Raw genomic sequence first — 16,794 nt, forward strand, 5'->3', positions numbered from 1 at the left:
TGGGGGTCAGATCCGTTTTCCGGAGGAAAACGGATCTGACCCCGGATTAAATTCGAGATCTGACAGATTTCATCCACGCATGGCGTGGATCTACCACCGTCACCGGGAAACTGTCGAAGGCGGGGCGGTGTCGGATTGCGGGGTGTCCGCGGCATGGATGCCGCGGCCAAGCCCCCATGGACGGGTTTACGGCGTCCCCGCAATCCGACACCGCCCCGCCAAACCTACAGAAAGCCCAGAGCCGGCTGTTGCCCGTGCTGTTGCCTCTGCGGGTGCAGGGCTGCAAGCCCTGCCGATAACCTCACTCCGCCGGGCAGTACGCCTTGATGGCCGCTTCAGCCAATCCCTTCTGCGCGCTGCGCTGTTCCGCGGTCAACGCGGTATCGGCCTTCCCGTCGCCATTGGTGTCCTGCATCACCTGGCCGGAGCCTTCCAGCAGGGCCAGGTTGGCACGGGCGGTGCTGCACTGCTCCGGCACCGGCGCGGCCGGGGTCTCGGCGCTGGCCGCGGCCTGCGGGGTGCGAGCCTGTTCGCGGGTCTCGAACTTCTTGCCCGCCGGCGGGGTCTCCGAATACTGGGTCACGCCATGGGCGTCCTTCCATTTATAGACCGGGCCGGCCACGGCGTTGGCACTGGCCAACAGCAGCAGGCATCCAAGGCAGGACAGGGCACGCATGGCAAACTCCGCGGAATGGGCGTAGAACGCCGATTGCAGCATTGGCGCCGAGCACTGGCAAGTCGATTAAACTGGATTCCATGGACCCGATCACACCGCCGCCGCGTTCGCGCACGATTTACCTGCTGCCCAACCTGTTCACCACCGCCGGCCTGTTCGCCGGCTTCTACGCGATCATCGCCGCGGCCAACGGGGATTTCGTCAATGCCAGCATCGCCGTGTTCGTGGCGGCGGTGATGGATGGCCTGGACGGGCGCGTGGCGCGCCTGACCGGTACCAGCAGCGAGTTCGGCGTCCAGTACGACTCGCTGGCCGACCTGGTCAGCTTCGGCATGGCCCCGGCGCTGGTGATGTACCACTGGTCGCTGTCGTGGCTGAAGTTCGATGACCCGCTGCTCGGCCGCGTCGGCTGGGCCGTGGCCTTCCTGTATGCCGCCTGCGCGGCGCTGCGCCTGGCCCGCTTCAACACCCAGGTCGCGGTGGTCGACAAGCGCTGGTTCGTCGGCCTGGCCAGCCCGGCCGCGGCCGGGCTGATGATGTCCTTCGTCTGGGCCTTCGCCGATGGCAACCTGGGCTGGGACGGCAACCAGCTGCGCTACGTGGCGCTGGCGGTGACGATCGTCGCGGCGCTGTTGATGGTCAGCCGTATCCGCTTCTGGAGCTTCAAGGGTGGCGGCGCCAAGGGCACCCGCTCCGACCGCGTGCCGTTCCTGGTGCTGGCGCTGGTGCCGGTCGCCATCGCCATCGCGGTGATCGACCTGCCGCGCGTGCTGTTCGCGGTCGGCATCCTGTACGCCTTGTCCGGCCCGGTGATGTGGGCCGTGCAGCGCCTGCGCAAGAAGCCCGAGGCCGCGTGAGCCAGGAACTGCCCGTGCTGTGGTCACCGGCCCAGCAGGCCTGGCTGCAGGCCATGGGCTATACCGTCTATCACGACGGCCAGTTGGCTGCGGAGCTGGATGCCGCGCTGCAGTTGAGCGTGGCCGAAGCCGATGCGGCTGCCGCGCCAGCGGTGGAGCAGGTGCGGGCACCAATCGCCCCCGCGCGCGAGCCTCCGGCTGAAGCCACACCGGGTTCCCGCCAAGAACGCCCGGTGCCGCCGCGTCGCGAGACCCCGGTCAGCGCACCGGACACCGCGCCCGCCGCTGCCCGCCCGCTGCCGGGTGGCAATGCCCGGCAACCGGTGGTGCGGCTCCCGGATCGCCTGCAGATCGCACTGCTGCGTGCCTCCGGCTGTAATCCCAACGACCCTGCCACGCAGGCGCTGATGGACAGCTGGCCGCTGGACCAGCTGCGTCAGGACCCGGCCGCCAAGCGCGCGTTGTGGCCGCAACTGCGCGCCCTGCGCAAGCGGGGCGCACCATGAGTGCGGTCAGCCAGCCCGGCCCGGTCAGCCTGCGCGCATTGCGCGAGAGCGACCTCAATGCGGTGATGGCGATTGAAGTGCGTGGGTATCCGTTCCCATGGACCCGCGGCATCTTCGTTGATTGCCTGCGTGCCGGTTATCCCGGCCTGGCGATGGAGCGCGATGGCCAGCTGATCGGCTACGGCGTGCTCAGCATTGCCGCCGATGAGGCACATGTATTGAACATCTGCATCGATCCGCTGGCGCAGTCGCGTGGGCTGGGTCGTCAACTGCTGCGCGCACTGGTGCAGCTGGCAGGCAACCGGGGTGCGCAGCGTGTATTCCTGGAAGTGCGTCCGTCCAACACGCCGGCGCTGGCGCTGTACCACAGCGAAGGCTTCAACGAGATCGGCCGCCGCCCGCGCTACTATCCGGCCGCACAGGGCCGCGAAGACGCGGTGGTGATGGCGATCGAACTGGTCGACGGCGACCTGCAGACGATGCCGCCGTTGTAACGGAGAAGGATTGCCGGCCAGCGGCCGGCACTACCGGTGGATCTCCGCTGTCATCGACACGTCACCTGCCGTGGTAGGTGCCAACCTTGGTTGGCACGCTTTTCTCACGCCAGCCGCAGTGCCAACACACCGCCGACGATCAGCGCCGCCGCCAGCCAGCGCGCACGCGGAATCCGCTCGCGCAGCAGGAATACCGAGATCAGCAACGCGAACAGGATCGACGATTCGCGCAGCGCCGAGACCATCGCCACCGGCGCCTGGGTCATGGCCCACAATGCCATCGCGTAGGACGCCGTCGTGCCGACGCCACCGGCCAGTCCCAGCGGCCAGTGCTGGCGCGTATAGTCCAGCACTGCGCCGCCGCGGGTGTACAACGCCCACAGCGGTAGTGGGATACCTGACAGCAGGAACAGCCATAGCGTATAGCTGAGCGCACTACCGGACTGGCGCGCGCCCTGCGCATCGACCAGGGTGTAGGTAGCGATCATCGCCGCGGTCAGCAGCGGCAGCCGCAGCTGGCCGCCACGTGTGCCCAGTGCCATGCACAGGATGCCGCTGCTCACCAGGACCACGCCCAGCCACGCCGCCGGGGGCAGTTGCTCGCCCAGCAGGGTGCCGGCCAGCGCGACCAGGATCGGCGCGCTGCCACGCATCAGCGGATAGGCCAGGCTCATGTCGACCTGCTGGTAGCAGCGTGCCACCAGTCCGTAGTAGGTCACCTGCAGCAGCACGGATGCAGCCAGCCAGGGCCAGCTGTGCGCGGCCGGGAACGGCAGGAAGGGCAGGGCGGCCGCCGACAGCAGCGCGGCGCTGCCGGTGACCAGCACGGTGCCGAGGAACTTGTCCGGCCCGCGTTTGACGATCGCATTCCAGCTGGCATGCAGGGCCGCAGCTGCGAGGACCAGCAGGAAAATGGAAAGAGGCATCCAGCGATGATGCCATGCGGGGCAAATGTTCCGGGTTTGGTGGGTGCCAACCTTGGTTGGCACATCGCTCAGTGCGGACCAAGGTCCGCACCCACCAGAGCGGGGCAGGGCAGGTGCCAACCCTGGTTGGCACGCACCAGAGCGCGGCGCTTACAGCTTCGCGCGCTGCTCGCGCAGGCCGGCCAGCTGGGTGTTCCAGTCGGCCAGTCGCACGCGCTCCTGCTCGACCACGGCCGGCGGCACCTTGTCGGTGAACTTGGCCAGCTTGGTCTCGCTCTTTTCCTTCTCCGCTTCGACGCGGGCGATTTCCTTGTCCAGGCGCACGCGCTCGGCATCGAGATCGACCAGGCCTTCCAGCGGCACCAGCAGCTTGAGCTCGCCCACGATCGCGGCGGCGGCCGGCGGTGCGCTTTCGCCTTCGGCCAGCCACTGGATGCTGTCCAGCTTCAGCAGGAACGACAGCGAGGCGCTGAAGCGTTCGATGCGCACGCGGTCCTGCTCCAGCCCGGCCTGCAGGCGCAGCGGCACCAGCTTGGACGGCGCGACGTTCAGCTCACTTCGCACGCGGCGCACGGCACTGATCACCGCCTTCAGCCATTCCACGTCGGCCTCGGCCTGGGCGAAATCGCCTTCGAACTCGGCGGCGGTCGGGTACGGGCGCAGCGACAGCGTGGTTTCGGCCAGGCCCAGGCGCGGGGCCAGCTGCTGCCACAGCTGTTCGGTGATGAACGGCGTGAGCGGGTGCAGCAGGCGCAGCAGCGCTTCCAGCACGTACAGCAGGGTGTGGCGGGTGCTTTCGGCGTCGGCAGCGTCTGCACCGTTCAGTGCCGGCTTGCTCAGTTCCAGGAACCAGTCGCAGAACGCGTTCCAGGCGAACTCGTACAGGCACTGCGCCAGCAGGTCGAAGCGGTAGGCGGCGAAATGGCCCTGCGCTTCGGCGGTGGTGGCGGCCAGGCGCGCGAGGATCCAGCGCTCGGCATCGGTACGCGGCTTGGGCACGCCGGTGAACGCCGCGCCCTCGGTGTTCATCAGCGCGAAGCGGCTGGCGTTCCACAGCTTGTTGCAGAAGTTCTTGTAGCCCTCGGCGCGGTTCATGTCGAACTTGATGTCGCGGCCGTGGGTGGCCAGCGCGGCGATGGTGAAGCGCAGCGCATCGGCACCGTGGGCGGCGATGCCGTCCGGGAATTCCTTGCGGGTGGCCTTCTCGATCTTCTCCACCATCTTCGGCTGCATCAGGCCGCCGGTGCGCTTGGCGACCAGGTCGTCGATGGTGATGCCGTCGATGATGTCCAGCGGGTCGAGCACGTTGCCCTTGCTCTTGGACATCTTCTGGCCCTGCCCGTCACGGATCAGGCCGGTGAAGTAGACGTCCTTGAACGGGATCTTCCCGACCAGGTTGTCGGTGGCCATGATCATGCGCGCCACCCAGAAGAAGATGATGTCGAAGCCGGTGATCAGCACCGACGACGGCAGGTAGCGGTCGAAGCCGCGCTCGGCCATGACCTGCTCGTTGGGCCAGCCCAGGGTGGAGAACGGCCACAGCTGCGAGGAGAACCAGGTCTCCAGCACGTCGCTTTCCTGGTTCAGCACCACCTCGCTGCCCAGGTTGTGCTTCGCCCGCACTTCCTCTTCGCTGCGACCGACGTAGCAGCTGCCGGTGGCTTCGTCGAACCACGCCGGAATGCGGTGGCCCCACCACAGCTGGCGGCTGATGCACCAGTCCTGGATGTTGTTCATCCAGTGGCGGTAGGTGTTGATCCAGTTCGGCGGCACGAAGGAAATGCTTCCGTCCTCGACCAGTTCCAGGCCGCGCTTGGCCAGGTCGTCCATCTTCACGAACCACTGGTCGGTCAGGTACGGCTCGATCACCTGGCCGGTGCGGTCACCGCGCGGCACCTGCAGCTTGTGCGCCTTGGTCTCGACCAGGATGCCCAGGTCTTCCAGTTCGGCCAGCACGGCCTTGCGCGCGGCGTAGCGGTCCAGACCCTGGAAACGCTCCGGCGCGTTTTCGTTCAGCGCTGCCACCGGGGTGAACAGGTTGATCATCGGCAGGCTGTGGCGCACGCCCACTTCGTAGTCGTTGAAATCATGCGCTGGGGTGACCTTGACCACGCCGGTGCCGAACGCGCGGTCCACGTAGTCGTCGGCGATCACCGGCACGCGGCGGCCGGTCAGCGGCAGCACCACGCTCTTGCCGATCAGGTGCGCGTAGCGCTCGTCTTCCGGGTGCACCATCACCGCGGTATCGCCCAGCAGGGTTTCCGGGCGGGTGGTGGCGACCACCAGGTAGTCGCGGGTTTCGCGCAGGGTTTCCACGCCGTCGGCATCGCGCTCGACGTGCTCGTAGCTCAGGCCCTCATCCAGCGTGTAGGCGATCGACCACAGGAAGCCGTCTTCCTCGGCGCTCTCCACTTCCAGGTCGGAAATGGCGGTCTTCAGCACCGGGTCCCAGTTGACCAGGCGCTGGCCGCGGTAGATCAGGCCCTGCTCGTACCAGCGCACGAAGGCTTCGTTCACTGCCGCCGACGGCTGCGGGTCCATGGTGAAGGTGCTGCGCGACCAGTCGGCGGAGGTGCCGAGGCGCCGCATCTGGCGCTCGATGGTATCGCCGGACTGCTGCTTCCACTCCCAGACCTTGCCGATGAAGCCTTCGCGGCCCAGCGAATCACGGGTCTCGCCCTTGCCTTCCAGCGCCAGGTTGCGGCTGACCACCATTTCGGTGGCGATGCCGGCGTGGTCGGTGCCGACCTGCCACAGCGTGTCGTAGCCGCGCATGCGGTGGTAGCGCACCAGCGCGTCCATCAGGGTCTGCTGGAACGCATGGCCCATGTGCAGCGTGCCGGTCACGTTCGGCGGCGGCAGCAGGATGGTGTACGGCTCGCCCGTGCCGGACGGCTTGAAGTGGCCGGCCTTCTCCCAGGCCTCGTAGAGGTCGGTCTCGAAGGACTTCGGGTCGTAGCTGGAGGCGAGTTGGGTCATGCGGGGGAACCAGGAGGTAATCGTTGAAGGATCAGGGCGCGGCGGCGGCCCATCAAGGGGGCCGGGGCGCGCTTACATGTCGTGCTTGTTCAGCTCGTAACCGGCGGCCTTGTACTGGCGCCAGCGTTCGCGCAGCGGTTCGCGCGCTTCCGGATCGGCCGGGACCACTTCCAGCACGCGTTCGCACTGGCCCAGCCAGGGTTCATCGCGCAGGTTGATCACCAGCGGGCGTGCCGGCGCGTCGGTGCCGGGTACGGCGATCAGCACCAGGGCCTCTTCCTCGTCCATGTCTTCGCCGGCGATCTGGTGCGGGATGTAGGCATCGTTGTCGAACGCCCACAGCAGCTCGTCCAGCTCCTCGGCCTGGGCCTGGTCGCGGGCCAGCACCAGGGTGAACAACCCGGCGTCGTTGGCCTTGCGCGCCAGTTCGCAGACCAGGCGCAGCGGCTCGGTCAGGAAGCGGGGCTTGGCGATCAGGTAGAAGTCGGCGCGGGGCATGGCAGGATCCGGGTCAGGCAGGGGCCCGGCGGTGCCGGGCGAGGCCCTGGCCAGCGGGGGCCGGCCAGGGTCGGGTACGGCATCAGGCGCGGGCGGCCTGGTCCAGCAGCCACTGGCTCAGCAGGCCGACCGGGCGGCCGGTGGCCATGCCACGCTTGCCTTCATCGCTGGCCACGCCGGCGATGTCCAGATGGGCCCAGCGCTGGCCTTCGGTGAAGCGCGACAGGAAGCAGCCCGCGGTGATCGCGCCGGCCCAGCGGCCGCCGATGTTGTAGACGTCGGCGAAGGTCGAATCCAGCATCGGCTGGTACTCGTCCCACAACGGCAGGCGCCAGGCGCGGTCGAACACATGCTCGCCGGCGGCCAGCAGTTCATTGGCCAGGTCGTCGTGCTTGCTCATCAGGCCGGCGGTCTGGTGGCCCAAGGCGACCATGCAGGCACCGGTCAGGGTCGCGACGTCGACCAGCGCGGCCGGCTCGAAGCGCTGCGCATAGGTCAGCGCATCGCACAGGATCAGGCGGCCTTCGGCGTCGGTGTTGCCCACTTCGATGGTCTTGCCCGACATCGAGGTGATCACGTCGGACGGGCGGTAGGCGTTGCCGTCGATGGCGTTTTCCACCGCCGGCACCACCACCACCAGGTTCAGCGGCAGCTTGGCCTTGACCGCGGCGACGAAGGTGCCGATGACGTTGGCGCCACCGCACATGTCGTACTTCATCTCTTCGATGCCGCCCTGGGTCTTCAGGTTGACGCCACCGGTATCGAAGGTGATGCCCTTGCCGACCAGCACGTACGGCTTGGCGTCGCCGCCGCCGGTCCACTTCAGCACCACCAGACGCGGGCGGTTGGCCGAACCACGGGCCACGGCCAGCAGCGAGCCCATGCCCAGCGCTTCCATCTGGTGCTCATCGAGAATCTCGGCCTCGGCACCGTCATGCTCACCGGCAAACTTCACGCCCACCTCGGCCAGGTAGGCCGGGGTGCAGTAGTTCGGCGGCAGGTTGCCCAGCTCGCGGGCGAACTCGACACCGGCAGCGATGGCCTGGCCCTGGGCCAGGGCCTGGGCGTCGTCACCGGCGATGGCCAGCTGGGCCAGGCCGGCGTCGTCGGCCTTCTTCTTGCCCAGAGTGGCGGTGTAGCGGTAGGCAGCGTGATCGGCGGCGATCACTGCCTGGCGGATCGCCCAGGCCGCGTCGCGGTCCTTGATGGCCACTTCGGACAGGGTGAACAGTGCGCTGCGGGTAGCGCCCGCTTTCAGCGCGCGCACGGCGTCGCCAACGGCCTTCAGGTACTGCGGCACACCGAAGCGGGCGGCGTCACCGAGACCGACCACCAGCACGCGCGGGGCGGACACGCCCGGCAGGTCGTGCAGCAGGGTGGTGGCGCCGGTCTTGCCAGACAGGTCGCCGCGCTGGGCCAGCGAGGCCAGGCGGCCGCCGCTGGCGGCGTCCAGGGCCTGTGCGGCGGGGGTCAGGGTATGGTCGGCATACGCGCCGACCACCAGGCAATCAACGGCGGCGGCGGCCGGAGCAACGTGGTTCAGGGTGAATTCGAGGGCCATTGAGCAGATTCCATTGGCGAGTCCGTACAATCGCAGGCCGTTTACGCCCAGACAGTAGACTGGGCGGCACCGCGAACGAACCCCAGAGTTTAAACCACCGCCCCATGCTGAAGCTCGACCGATACCTGCTGGGCGATTTCGTCCAGAGTTTCCTGGCTACCCTGATCGTCCTGCTGGTGGTCAGCGTGGGCGGCGTGCTGGTGGACATCCTCGGCAACATCGCCGACGGGCGCCTGCCGGCGAAGCTGCTGTTCTCCCAGCTGGGCCTGCAGTTCATCGCCTACCTGCCACTGATCCTGCCGCTGGCGTTGATGCTGGGCCTGCTGCTGGCGGTGGCCCGTCTCTACCGCGACTCGGAAATGGCCGTCATCACTGCCATTGGCGTGGGCCCCAAACGCCTGCTGCGGCCGCTGCTGATGCTGGTGGTGCCGGTGGTGGCGCTGGTCGGCGCCTGCTCCTTGTGGCTGGGCCCGTGGGCCGGCCGGGTGGCCGAGCAGATGATCATCGAGGCCAATCGAAGCGTGCTGATGGCGGGCCTGGAGCCGGGCCGCTTCACCCAGCTGCCCAATGGTGGCGTGGTCTACCTGTCCTCGATCTCGCCCGATGGTACCCAGCTGGGCCGGGTCTTCCTGCAGCGGCAGAAGGACGATCGCCTGGAAGTGGTGTCCGCCGCAGGGGGGCGCATGTTCTTCGAAGGCGCCCGCCAGCGCTTCCTGGAGCTGGATGATGGCCACCAGGTGGAAGGACCGGTGGCCGGGGGGCTGGATTACCGTCTGGCCACCTTCGCCCGCAACGATGTAGCCCTGCCCGACGGTGCACAGACCCGTACCGGTGATGATCCGGAACTGATGCCGACCACGCAGCTGTTCGGCGATGACCGGCCCGAGGCGCAGGCACAGCTGCATCGCCGCCTTGCCCCGCCGTTGATCGCACTGGCGTTTGCGCTGCTGACAGTGCCGCTGGGCCGCAGCTCGCCGCGCCAGCAGCGCTACGGGCGGATGATGCTGGCGCTGATGGCCTACATGGTCGGCACCAACCTGATGTTCATCGGCAGTGGCTGGATCGCCAACGGCAAGATTCCGCCTGCGCTTGGCCTGTGGTGGCTGACCCTGCCGCTGCTGGCGCTGGCGATCTGGATGTATGCACGTGATGGCCGCCTGGGCCGCCCGAAGGGAGCCCGCGCATGAGACTGCGCCCGATGCGTTTCGACCTGTATCTCGGCCAGTCGGTGTTCACCACGGTGCTGCTGACCTGGGCCGTACTGGTGGGCCTGGACGTGGTGATGGCGTTTTCCGGCGAGTTCAAGGACATCGGCAAGAACGGCTACACCCTGGGGCATGCGGCCGCCTGGGTGCTGTATACGGTGCCACGCCGTGCCTACACCATGTTCCCCACGGCTGCGGTGATCGGTGCACTGATGGGCCTGGGCCAGCTGGCCGCGACCTCCGAGCTGACCGCGCTGCGTGCGCTGGGCCTGTCGCGCAAGCGCCTGAGCGTATCGGTGGCCATCGCCCTGTCGTTGCTTACCGCAGTGATGGTGCTCAGCGCCGAGACGCTGGGCCCCTGGGGCCAGGACCGTGCCGATGCGCTGAAGTCCAGTGCCAAATGGGGGCGGGACATCTCCACCACCCGCTATTCCGGTTTGTGGGCGCGCGAGGGCGATACCTTCCTCAGCGCCGCCGGTGGCGAAGAGCAGCTGGTGGGCGACAAGGGCACGCGGCTGATCCTGCGTGACGTGCGCCTGTATCGCATTGCCGAGGATGGTCGGATCGCCTCGCTGACCCATGCGGACACGGCCGAGCATGACCGTGACGGCTGGGTGCTGACCGGCGTGCGCCGCGATACCTTCGGTGAACGTTCGGCCACGCGCGAGGAAGTGGCGCGCGAGCCGTGGAACTCCAAGCTGGACGCCGGCGCGCTGGCCACCGGCATCGCCAAGCCGCGCAACCTCAGTGTGGGCGAGCTGCGTACCAGCATCGAATACCGCGAGCGCAACGGTCTGGACGCGCGCGACTACGAGGATGTGTACTGGAGCCGCTGGTTCTACCCGGTGAACGTGCTGGCGCTGTGCCTGGCGGCGGTGCCGTTCGCGTTCGGCTCGCTGCGCAGTGGTGGCATGGGCAAGCGCCTGTTCCTCGGCATCCTGTTCGCGCTGGGCTTCTGGCTGCTGCAGCTGTTCTTCGGCCGCATGGCCGGCGCGTTGAAGTTCGATTACCGCATTGCCTATGCGTTGCCGCCGATCGTAATGCTGGCGATATCGGGACTGCTGTTCCGGCGCAAGTCGGGTTGATTCCCAGGGAGCCGGGCAAGGCCCGGCTGTTTCCGTTTCACTTCAAGGACGAACATGAGCTTCCAACGCTTTCTGCCGTACATCGCGGCCGTGCTGCTTTCTGCCGGCTGCAGCCGTTCCACCGTCGACTTCGAGATCGACAACCCGACGGATGCACCGCTGACCTTGTCGGTCGACCAGCAGGTGCATACCCTGCCGCCGCACACCTCCATGCCCCTGGTCCTGGAGCCGGGCCAGTACCGGCTGCAGAGCGAGAAGATCGGCAGCGTACGCATGGTTGTCTACGCCGATGGGATCGGTGGGCTGATCAACCCGGCCATGGCCGAGTACGTGATCGTCACCGAGCAGTACGTCACCAGCAAGACCAACTCCGGTGGCCTGGCGTCTAAGATCGAACTGAACGACGTGGAGATCGAGGGCCCCTACGTGAAGGCGACCGGTTTGTTCATTCCGCGCCGTTGGGACGTTGGGCTGATGGGGGAGCTGCCCGATACGGTGGTGTCCAACAGCCCGGAAACCTCGTCCGACTACCGGACCAAGCTCTACAACGTGCCCGGCTTCTTCAAGTACCTGGACGCCGGGGAAGACCTGAAGGCGGCCTTCGGGCCGGGCGGCTACCAGGTGCCGGCGGCAACGGTGGCATTCACCCCGGCCCAACTGCCGGCGCTCCCGGCGGCCTATGAGGCTCAGGGCAAACCGATGCGCGACCTCTATGCGCGCTATCTGGCGGCCACCGACGCGGGGGAGCAGAGGCGCCTGAAGAAGGCCAGCCTGAAGCTGTGGCAGGACTTCGTGAAGACCCGTGCGCAGTTGAGCGGACAGTCGCCGGTGGCCGATGATGTGCAGGCCAATGCGTTTGCGTCCGCCTTCTTCGACCTCTGGACGCAGCCGGCGGTGATCCTGCAGGACCCGGCGCCAGCCAGCTGATCGCTGCGTTGATCGTGTAGATCCGAGCCCATGCTCGGCTCTCGAGTGCATCGCGAAACTGCCGAGGATGGCTCGACGCTACTGGATGCGCATCAGCGCTTGGGCATGCGCACCACGCGGGTGCCGCTGGCGCGGTCGTGCCAGGTCAGGCGGTCGCGGTCGACCCAGGCCCACCAGAATCCCAGTCCACCCAGCAGCAGGGACAGCGTGCCCACGGTGAAACGCATCCACAGCTGGCTGCGCCGCAGCGGCGCGCCATCGCTGGCGCGCAGTTTCAGCCGCCACGGCCGCATGCCCAGCGTCTGCCCGCCGCGGCGCCAGCTGGCCGTGGCATACCACCCCGTGACCAGCCAGCACACCGCCCACAGCAGCCACTGCCAGGCGCTGAACGGTGCGATGTTCTCGCGCTGGGCGTGGCCGCTGAAGGTGTAGGCAAGGGTGAACAGGGTGCCGGCCAACATCCACAGCGCCAGCACCGGAAGCGCGTCGTAGACCATCGCCAGCACGCGCCACAGCAGCAATGCACGCGGGCGGGGCAGCTCGGTAGTGGCCGCAGGGGCCGTATCAATGGCGGGGCGGGACATGCGCCGAGCATACGCAATGCTGGCCGCATCCGCAGTGGCCCTCGTATCCTGCACGCATGGCCCTTGTTTCCACCCCCGCCGAACGCCGCCAGCTGGTCCAGCAACTGCCCGAACTGCGCGCCGACGACAGCATGCGCATCCAGCGCTTCCTCGATGCGATCTGGGCCGAGAACGGTCTGGCCCGCGCCACCCTCGACAGCTACCGGCGCGACCTGGAAGGGCTGGCGCGCTGGATGGATGGGCGCGATGGTGGCCTGGCCGGCATCGAGCGCCCGGGGTTGTTCGACTACCTGGCCTGGCGCACCCGTCATGGCTGGTCGCCGCGCAGCAATGCGCGGTTGCTGTCGGCGCTGCGGGCGTTCTTCGCCGATGGCGTGCGCCGTGGCGAGCGCGGCGAGGACCCCAGCGCGCTGCTGGATCCGCCCAAGCTGCCACGATTGCTGCCCAAGGCGCTGGCCGAAAGCCAGATCGACGCGCTGTTGGCAGCGCCGGATATCGACAGCCCGCTGGGCCTGCGCGACCGCGCCATGCTGGAGTTGATGTACGCCGCCGGCCTGCGCGTGAGCGAGCTGGTGCTGCTGCCGGCCACCGCGGTCAACCTGCGCCAGGGCGTGCTGCGGGTCACCGGCAAGGGCAGCAAGGAACGGCTGGTGCCGCTGGGTGAGGAATCGCAGCACTGGCTGGAGCGCTATCTACAGGCATCGCGCCCGCTGCTGGTCGGCAAGGGCAAGGTGCAGGCGCTGGCCGATGGGCAGACCCCATTGTTTGTCGAGCCGACGCTGCATGCGCTGACCCGGCAGGCGTTCTGGCACCTGGTCAAGCGCCACGCGCAGGTGGCCGGCATCGACCCGGCGCGGATCAGCCCGCACGGCCTGCGCCACAGCTTCGCCACCCATCTGCTCAACCGCGGTGCCGACCTGCGCGCGCTGCAGATGCTGCTTGGCCACAGCTCGTTGTCGACCACCCAGATCTACACCCTGGTGGCGCGCGAGCACCTGCAGAAACTGCACGCCCGGCATCATCCGCGCGGCTGAGCCGTGTCCTGAACCCCGGCCCCGGGCGGTGCGCGGCGTCGCGGCCCGGTGCCGGTGGCTGTGTCAGAATCCGGAGTCTTCTTCTGTCGCGGACTGCTCCATGCTCCGATTTGCCATCGCCGCCGTGTTCGGTGCGCTCAGCCTGACTGCCTGCGCCCAGCCGGCCCCGCCAGCCGCCAAGGCGCCTGCCGCTGCTGCCAAGCCCGGCCCGGCCGCCAACGCGCCTGCCGACCAGGCCGTGCGCGCCGCGTTGACTGCCCTGAACCCCGGTTTCAAGGTGGACTACATCGGTGCCGCGCCGTTCCCCGGCTTCCGCGAGGTGGTCGTTTCCGGCCAGCTGCTGTACGTGTCCGACGACGGTCGCTACCTGTTCCAGTCGCAGCCTTACGACACCCGTGCCAAGGGCCCGGCCAACAGCGAAGGCCTGCTCGGCTACCGCCGCGATCTGCTGGCCAAGGCCAACCATGGCGACCGCATCGTGTTCGCCGCGCCGAATGCCAAGTACACCATCAGCGTGTTCACCGACATCGAGTGCGGCTATTGCCGCAAGCTGCACCAGGACATCGCCGAGCTCAACCGCAACGGTATTTCGGTGGAGTATCTGGCATTCCCGCGCATGGGCCTCGGCAGCAAGGACTACACCGACATGATCTCGGTCTGGTGTGCGGCCGATCGCCGCCAGGCACTGACCAACGCCAAGCGCGGTGGCAGCGTGCCGGCAAAGAACTGCACGAACCCGGTGGCGATGCAGTACGCACTGGGCCAGCAGCTGGGCGTGAACGGCACGCCGGCGATCTTCGCGCCGGACGGCACCCAGCTCGGGGGCTACCTGCCGCCGGCGCAGCTGCGCGCGGCGCTGGAAAAGCTGTCGGCCAAGCGCTGATCGCCGCCGACCTCTACAGGTGGGAGGCCGGGGATGCGTGCCGCATCCCCGGCTTTTTTCTTACTTCAGGCCATCACTGACCGCCTTGGTCAGCGTGCCCTGTGCATCGTCACCACTGAACTCCCAGACGAACGCGCCGCCCAGGCCCTGGGTCTTCACGTAACCCATCTTGCGGGTGATGTTGGCCGGGGTGTCGAAGCTCCACAGCGTGCTGCCGTTGTAGATCCAGGTGGCACCGGCGGTGTTGTCGGTGTAGCCCGGCCACGCCAGGTTCTTCAGCACCTTCCAGTCCTCGATGCCGGCTTCATACGTGCCCGGGGCAGCGCCGGTCGCGGTCTGGTACAGGCCGTTGTTGGCGTTGGCCACACCGGTCCAGCCACGCCCGTAGTAGCCGATGCCCAGGTTGAGCTTGGCGGCAGGCACGCCACGGCTGATGAAGGCCTCGATGGCGTCGTTGCTGTTGTACAGCTTCTGGTCGCCGGTGGACGGATCATTCGGCGAATCAAACAGCGCCGACTGGTGATTGGTCTTCGCATCCCACGCGCCGTGGAAGTCGTAGGTCATCACGTTGATGTAGTCCAGGTACGGGTGGTACGCGGCCGGGTCGGTGACGCGGATCTTGTCGATGCCGGCACCCACCGCCACCGTCAGCAGCAGGCCCGGACGCACTGCATCGAGCTGGCGGCGGAACTCGGCCATCAGCGCGGTGAAGTTGGCGTTGTCTTCCGGCTTGCCGCATTCGATGCCGCACGCCACCGGGTACTCCCAGTCGATGTCGATGCCGTCGAACACGCCCAGCGCGGCACCGGCACCACCGGCACCGTCGGTTACCGGCAGGTTGCCCTTGATGTAGGCATCGATGCACGAGGCGACGAAGGCCTGGCGGTTTTCCGGGCGCGCCGCGCTGGAGAAGCCACGCGACCAGGTCCAGCCACCCAGCGAGATCAGCACCTTCATGCTCGGGTACTTGGCCTTGAGCTGCTTGAGCTGGTTCCAGTTGCCGCGCAGCGGCTGGTCCCAGGTATCGGCGCTGCCGCTGACACTCTCGGCGGCACTGAAGGCCTTGGTGTAGTCGGCGAAGGCATCACCACCGGCACCGCTGTTCGGATCCGACGGCTGGGTGACGCCCACTTCGCAGCGGTTGTTGCGCACGTTGCCGAAGGCGTAGTTGATGTGGGTCAGGCGCGCGGCCGAACCGCTGCTGTCGATGTTCTTGACCCGGTAGTTGCGGCCGTAGATGCCCCACTGGGTGAAGTAGCCGATGACCCGCTTGCCGGTAGTGCCGCCGTCGCCGGCCAGCGTGGTGGCGCTGATCTCGGTGCCCTGCGCGGACGCGTTGCCGGCGTTGTCGCGGGCACGCACACGGTAGCGGTAGGTGGTCGATGCAGTCAGGCCGCCATCGACGTAGCTGGCACTGGATGGTGAACCGACCAGGCTGCCATTGCGGTACACGTCATAGCCGGCCACGCCGCTGCCACCGGTGTTGTCGGTGGACGGGCTCCAGCTGAGCGCGATGCTGTTGGCGGTACGTGTGCCGACCGCCAGTCCGCCCGGCACGCTCGGTGCGGTGGTATCGCCACCGGCGGCGTTGACGGTGATGGTGATGGTCGCGGTGCTGCTGGTGGCGTTGTTGTTGTCGGTGGCTACGGCGCGCAGGGTGTGGCTGCCGGCGCTGGCATTGGTCCAGCTGGCCGCATACGGCGCACTGGTGGCCACGCCCAGCGTGCTGCCATCGCGGAAGAACTCGACCTTGGCGACGCTGCCGTCCGGATCACTGGCGGTAGCGGTCACGTTGACCGTGCTGCCGGCGCTGAAGGTGGCGCCGTTGGCCGGCGAGGTCAGGCTGACCACCGGCGGCTGGTTGGCGCCGCTGCCATCGCAGGCACCGAGGTTGGTGTAATAGGGCGCACCGGCCGGATGGTCCGGCGGCGCGTTCCAGATGTCCTGGTTCGCCCGATAGAGGACGCCTCCTTTCTGCAGGGTATCGCCGGCCCGGTAGATCTTGGCCTGGTCCCACTGGGCCACGCCGGCACAGCTGGCGGCCTGCGCCAGGCCGGGCAGGGCAGCGGCACCGGCGGCCACGGCGAGCAGCCAGGCCAGGCGGCGGGGACGACAGCTTCGGGTCGCACGTTCGGCACTGCGCACAATCGGGTCGTACATGGGTAAGTCTCCGATCAAAGGGCGCGCGGGCCCCGATGGCGCCGCGCGTGACGCAGGTCCGGGCGTCGCCCGGGGAGGCGACGGGTGGGGCCGGACGGAGGTACCTGGGAGGCCGGGGAGAGAGTCCGGCGCCAGGTGGGGACAACGTTGTCATCAATCGCGTGGTCAATCCGTGAGCAAGCGCATGGTTCCGGGATTCGGATGGAGAGCGGCGCTGCGCGCGGTCGGCGGCCATCGGCGGAGCCCCCTCGTGGCTGGGGTGGGTCGCTGACAGCGGATTTCTGGGGGTTGGCCGGGCGGGTGGGCTGCGCAGGGGACGCTGCAAGTACGTCCATGTAAGCTCGGTCGCCGCATCCATGCGGCTCACGCCCCTGCGCAGCCCACCCGCCCGGCCACGGACAGGTTCCTGCGCGGTCAGC

The 16,794-nt window shown here is 68.0% G+C and carries 15 protein-coding genes; 8 read left to right on the plus strand and 7 right to left on the minus strand.

What is annotated here, in order from left to right:
• Positions 1–301: 301 nt before the first annotated feature.
• Positions 302–676, minus strand: coding sequence for a DUF4124 domain-containing protein (locus CKW06_RS03090; RefSeq protein WP_005408006.1), 375 nt, complete (start codon positions 674–676; stop codon positions 302–304).
• 80 nt (positions 677–756) lie between these two features.
• On the opposite strand from CKW06_RS03090, the gene pssA reads away from it, so the two are divergent.
• The 3 genes from pssA to rimI are packed head-to-tail and all read left to right on the plus strand — an operon-like array spanning position 757 to position 2,533.
• Positions 757–1,533: a CDP-diacylglycerol--serine O-phosphatidyltransferase gene (gene pssA, locus CKW06_RS03095; RefSeq protein ID WP_005408007.1), complete on the plus strand. Its 777-nt coding sequence runs from the start codon at positions 757–759 to the stop codon at positions 1,531–1,533.
• Positions 1,530–2,039, plus strand: coding sequence for a hypothetical protein (locus CKW06_RS03100; RefSeq protein ID WP_024958531.1), 510 nt, complete (start codon positions 1,530–1,532; stop codon positions 2,037–2,039). Before pssA ends, CKW06_RS03100 begins: the two co-directional genes overlap by 4 nt.
• A complete protein-coding gene (rimI, locus tag CKW06_RS03105) occupies positions 2,036–2,533 on the plus strand; it encodes a ribosomal protein S18-alanine N-acetyltransferase (RefSeq protein WP_032964690.1) in 498 nt (165 codons plus the stop codon). Before CKW06_RS03100 ends, rimI begins: the two co-directional genes overlap by 4 nt.
• A gap of 104 nt (positions 2,534–2,637) precedes the next feature.
• Here rimI and CKW06_RS03110 read toward each other — a convergent pair whose 3' ends face one another.
• The 4 genes from CKW06_RS03110 to CKW06_RS03125 all read right to left on the minus strand — a co-directional run bounded on the left by CKW06_RS03110 (position 2,638) and on the right by CKW06_RS03125 (position 8,497).
• Positions 2,638–3,459, minus strand: coding sequence for an EamA family transporter (locus tag CKW06_RS03110; RefSeq protein WP_024958533.1), 822 nt, complete (start codon positions 3,457–3,459; stop codon positions 2,638–2,640).
• Positions 3,460–3,609: 150 nt separating this feature from the next.
• Positions 3,610–6,438 (minus strand): valine--tRNA ligase, encoded by a 2,829-nt coding sequence (locus CKW06_RS03115; RefSeq protein WP_024958534.1) that lies wholly within the window; start codon positions 6,436–6,438, stop codon positions 3,610–3,612.
• Between the two features lie 72 nt (positions 6,439–6,510).
• Complete coding sequence (locus tag CKW06_RS03120; protein WP_005408012.1) at positions 6,511–6,936, minus strand: DNA polymerase III subunit chi; 426 nt, start codon at positions 6,934–6,936, stop codon at positions 6,511–6,513.
• An 82-nt stretch (positions 6,937–7,018) separates the two neighbouring features.
• Entirely contained in the window at positions 7,019–8,497 is a 1,479-nt protein-coding gene (locus CKW06_RS03125; protein WP_005412193.1) for a leucyl aminopeptidase, read from the minus strand.
• Between the two features lie 104 nt (positions 8,498–8,601).
• On the opposite strand from CKW06_RS03125, the gene lptF reads away from it, so the two are divergent.
• The 3 genes from lptF to CKW06_RS03140 are packed head-to-tail and all read left to right on the plus strand — an operon-like array spanning position 8,602 to position 11,714.
• A complete protein-coding gene (gene lptF, locus CKW06_RS03130; RefSeq protein ID WP_005408014.1) occupies positions 8,602–9,684 on the plus strand; it encodes an LPS export ABC transporter permease LptF in 1,083 nt (360 codons plus the stop codon).
• A complete protein-coding gene (gene lptG / locus CKW06_RS03135; RefSeq protein ID WP_024958535.1) occupies positions 9,681–10,787 on the plus strand; it encodes an LPS export ABC transporter permease LptG in 1,107 nt (368 codons plus the stop codon). Before lptF ends, lptG begins: the two co-directional genes overlap by 4 nt.
• A gap of 54 nt (positions 10,788–10,841) precedes the next feature.
• The gene (locus tag CKW06_RS03140; protein ID WP_024958536.1) at positions 10,842–11,714 is read left to right on the plus strand and encodes a hypothetical protein; all 873 of its coding nucleotides are present in this window, start codon (positions 10,842–10,844) and stop codon (positions 11,712–11,714) included.
• A gap of 92 nt (positions 11,715–11,806) precedes the next feature.
• On the opposite strand, the gene CKW06_RS03145 is transcribed toward CKW06_RS03140, so the two are convergent.
• Positions 11,807–12,298 (minus strand): RDD family protein, encoded by a 492-nt coding sequence (locus CKW06_RS03145; protein WP_005408017.1) that lies wholly within the window; start codon positions 12,296–12,298, stop codon positions 11,807–11,809.
• A gap of 56 nt (positions 12,299–12,354) precedes the next feature.
• Between CKW06_RS03145 and xerD the strand changes: the two genes are divergently transcribed.
• Both xerD and CKW06_RS03155 read left to right on the plus strand, forming a co-directional pair.
• Positions 12,355–13,332, plus strand: coding sequence for a site-specific tyrosine recombinase XerD (gene xerD, locus CKW06_RS03150; RefSeq protein WP_024958537.1), 978 nt, complete (start codon positions 12,355–12,357; stop codon positions 13,330–13,332).
• 100 nt (positions 13,333–13,432) lie between these two features.
• Positions 13,433–14,215: a DsbC family protein gene (locus tag CKW06_RS03155; protein ID WP_024958538.1), complete on the plus strand. Its 783-nt coding sequence runs from the start codon at positions 13,433–13,435 to the stop codon at positions 14,213–14,215.
• Positions 14,216–14,275: 60 nt separating this feature from the next.
• On the opposite strand, the gene CKW06_RS03160 is transcribed toward CKW06_RS03155, so the two are convergent.
• Positions 14,276–16,375 (minus strand): glycosyl hydrolase family 18 protein, encoded by a 2,100-nt coding sequence (locus CKW06_RS03160; RefSeq protein ID WP_012479108.1) that lies wholly within the window; start codon positions 16,373–16,375, stop codon positions 14,276–14,278.
• Positions 16,376–16,794: the final 419 nt, after the last annotated feature.

Source organism: Stenotrophomonas maltophilia, from assembly GCF_900186865.1.
Lineage (GTDB): Bacteria > Pseudomonadota > Gammaproteobacteria > Xanthomonadales > Xanthomonadaceae > Stenotrophomonas > Stenotrophomonas maltophilia.

What these genes read in the sequence shown, in the direction of transcription:
- CKW06_RS03140 (WP_024958536.1), top strand. Translation starts at nt 10,842, where the DNA reads ATGAGCTTCCAACGCTTTCTGCCGTACATCGCGGCCGTGCTGCTTTCT.
- CKW06_RS03090 (WP_005408006.1), bottom strand. Translation starts at nt 676, where the DNA reads ATGCGTGCCCTGTCCTGCCTTGGATGCCTGCTGCTGTTGGCCAGTGCC.
- CKW06_RS03120 (WP_005408012.1), bottom strand. Translation starts at nt 6,936, where the DNA reads ATGCCCCGCGCCGACTTCTACCTGATCGCCAAGCCCCGCTTCCTGACC.
- lptF (WP_005408014.1), top strand. Translation starts at nt 8,602, where the DNA reads ATGCTGAAGCTCGACCGATACCTGCTGGGCGATTTCGTCCAGAGTTTC.
- lptG (WP_024958535.1), top strand. Translation starts at nt 9,681, where the DNA reads ATGAGACTGCGCCCGATGCGTTTCGACCTGTATCTCGGCCAGTCGGTG.
- xerD (WP_024958537.1), top strand. Translation starts at nt 12,355, where the DNA reads ATGGCCCTTGTTTCCACCCCCGCCGAACGCCGCCAGCTGGTCCAGCAA.
- CKW06_RS03160 (WP_012479108.1), bottom strand. Translation starts at nt 16,375, where the DNA reads ATGTACGACCCGATTGTGCGCAGTGCCGAACGTGCGACCCGAAGCTGT.
- CKW06_RS03155 (WP_024958538.1), top strand. Translation starts at nt 13,433, where the DNA reads ATGCTCCGATTTGCCATCGCCGCCGTGTTCGGTGCGCTCAGCCTGACT.
- CKW06_RS03145 (WP_005408017.1), bottom strand. Translation starts at nt 12,298, where the DNA reads ATGTCCCGCCCCGCCATTGATACGGCCCCTGCGGCCACTACCGAGCTG.
- CKW06_RS03110 (WP_024958533.1), bottom strand. Translation starts at nt 3,459, where the DNA reads ATGCCTCTTTCCATTTTCCTGCTGGTCCTCGCAGCTGCGGCCCTGCAT.
- CKW06_RS03125 (WP_005412193.1), bottom strand. Translation starts at nt 8,497, where the DNA reads ATGGCCCTCGAATTCACCCTGAACCACGTTGCTCCGGCCGCCGCCGCC.
- rimI (WP_032964690.1), top strand. Translation starts at nt 2,036, where the DNA reads ATGAGTGCGGTCAGCCAGCCCGGCCCGGTCAGCCTGCGCGCATTGCGC.
- pssA (WP_005408007.1), top strand. Translation starts at nt 757, where the DNA reads ATGGACCCGATCACACCGCCGCCGCGTTCGCGCACGATTTACCTGCTG.
- CKW06_RS03115 (WP_024958534.1), bottom strand. Translation starts at nt 6,438, where the DNA reads ATGACCCAACTCGCCTCCAGCTACGACCCGAAGTCCTTCGAGACCGAC.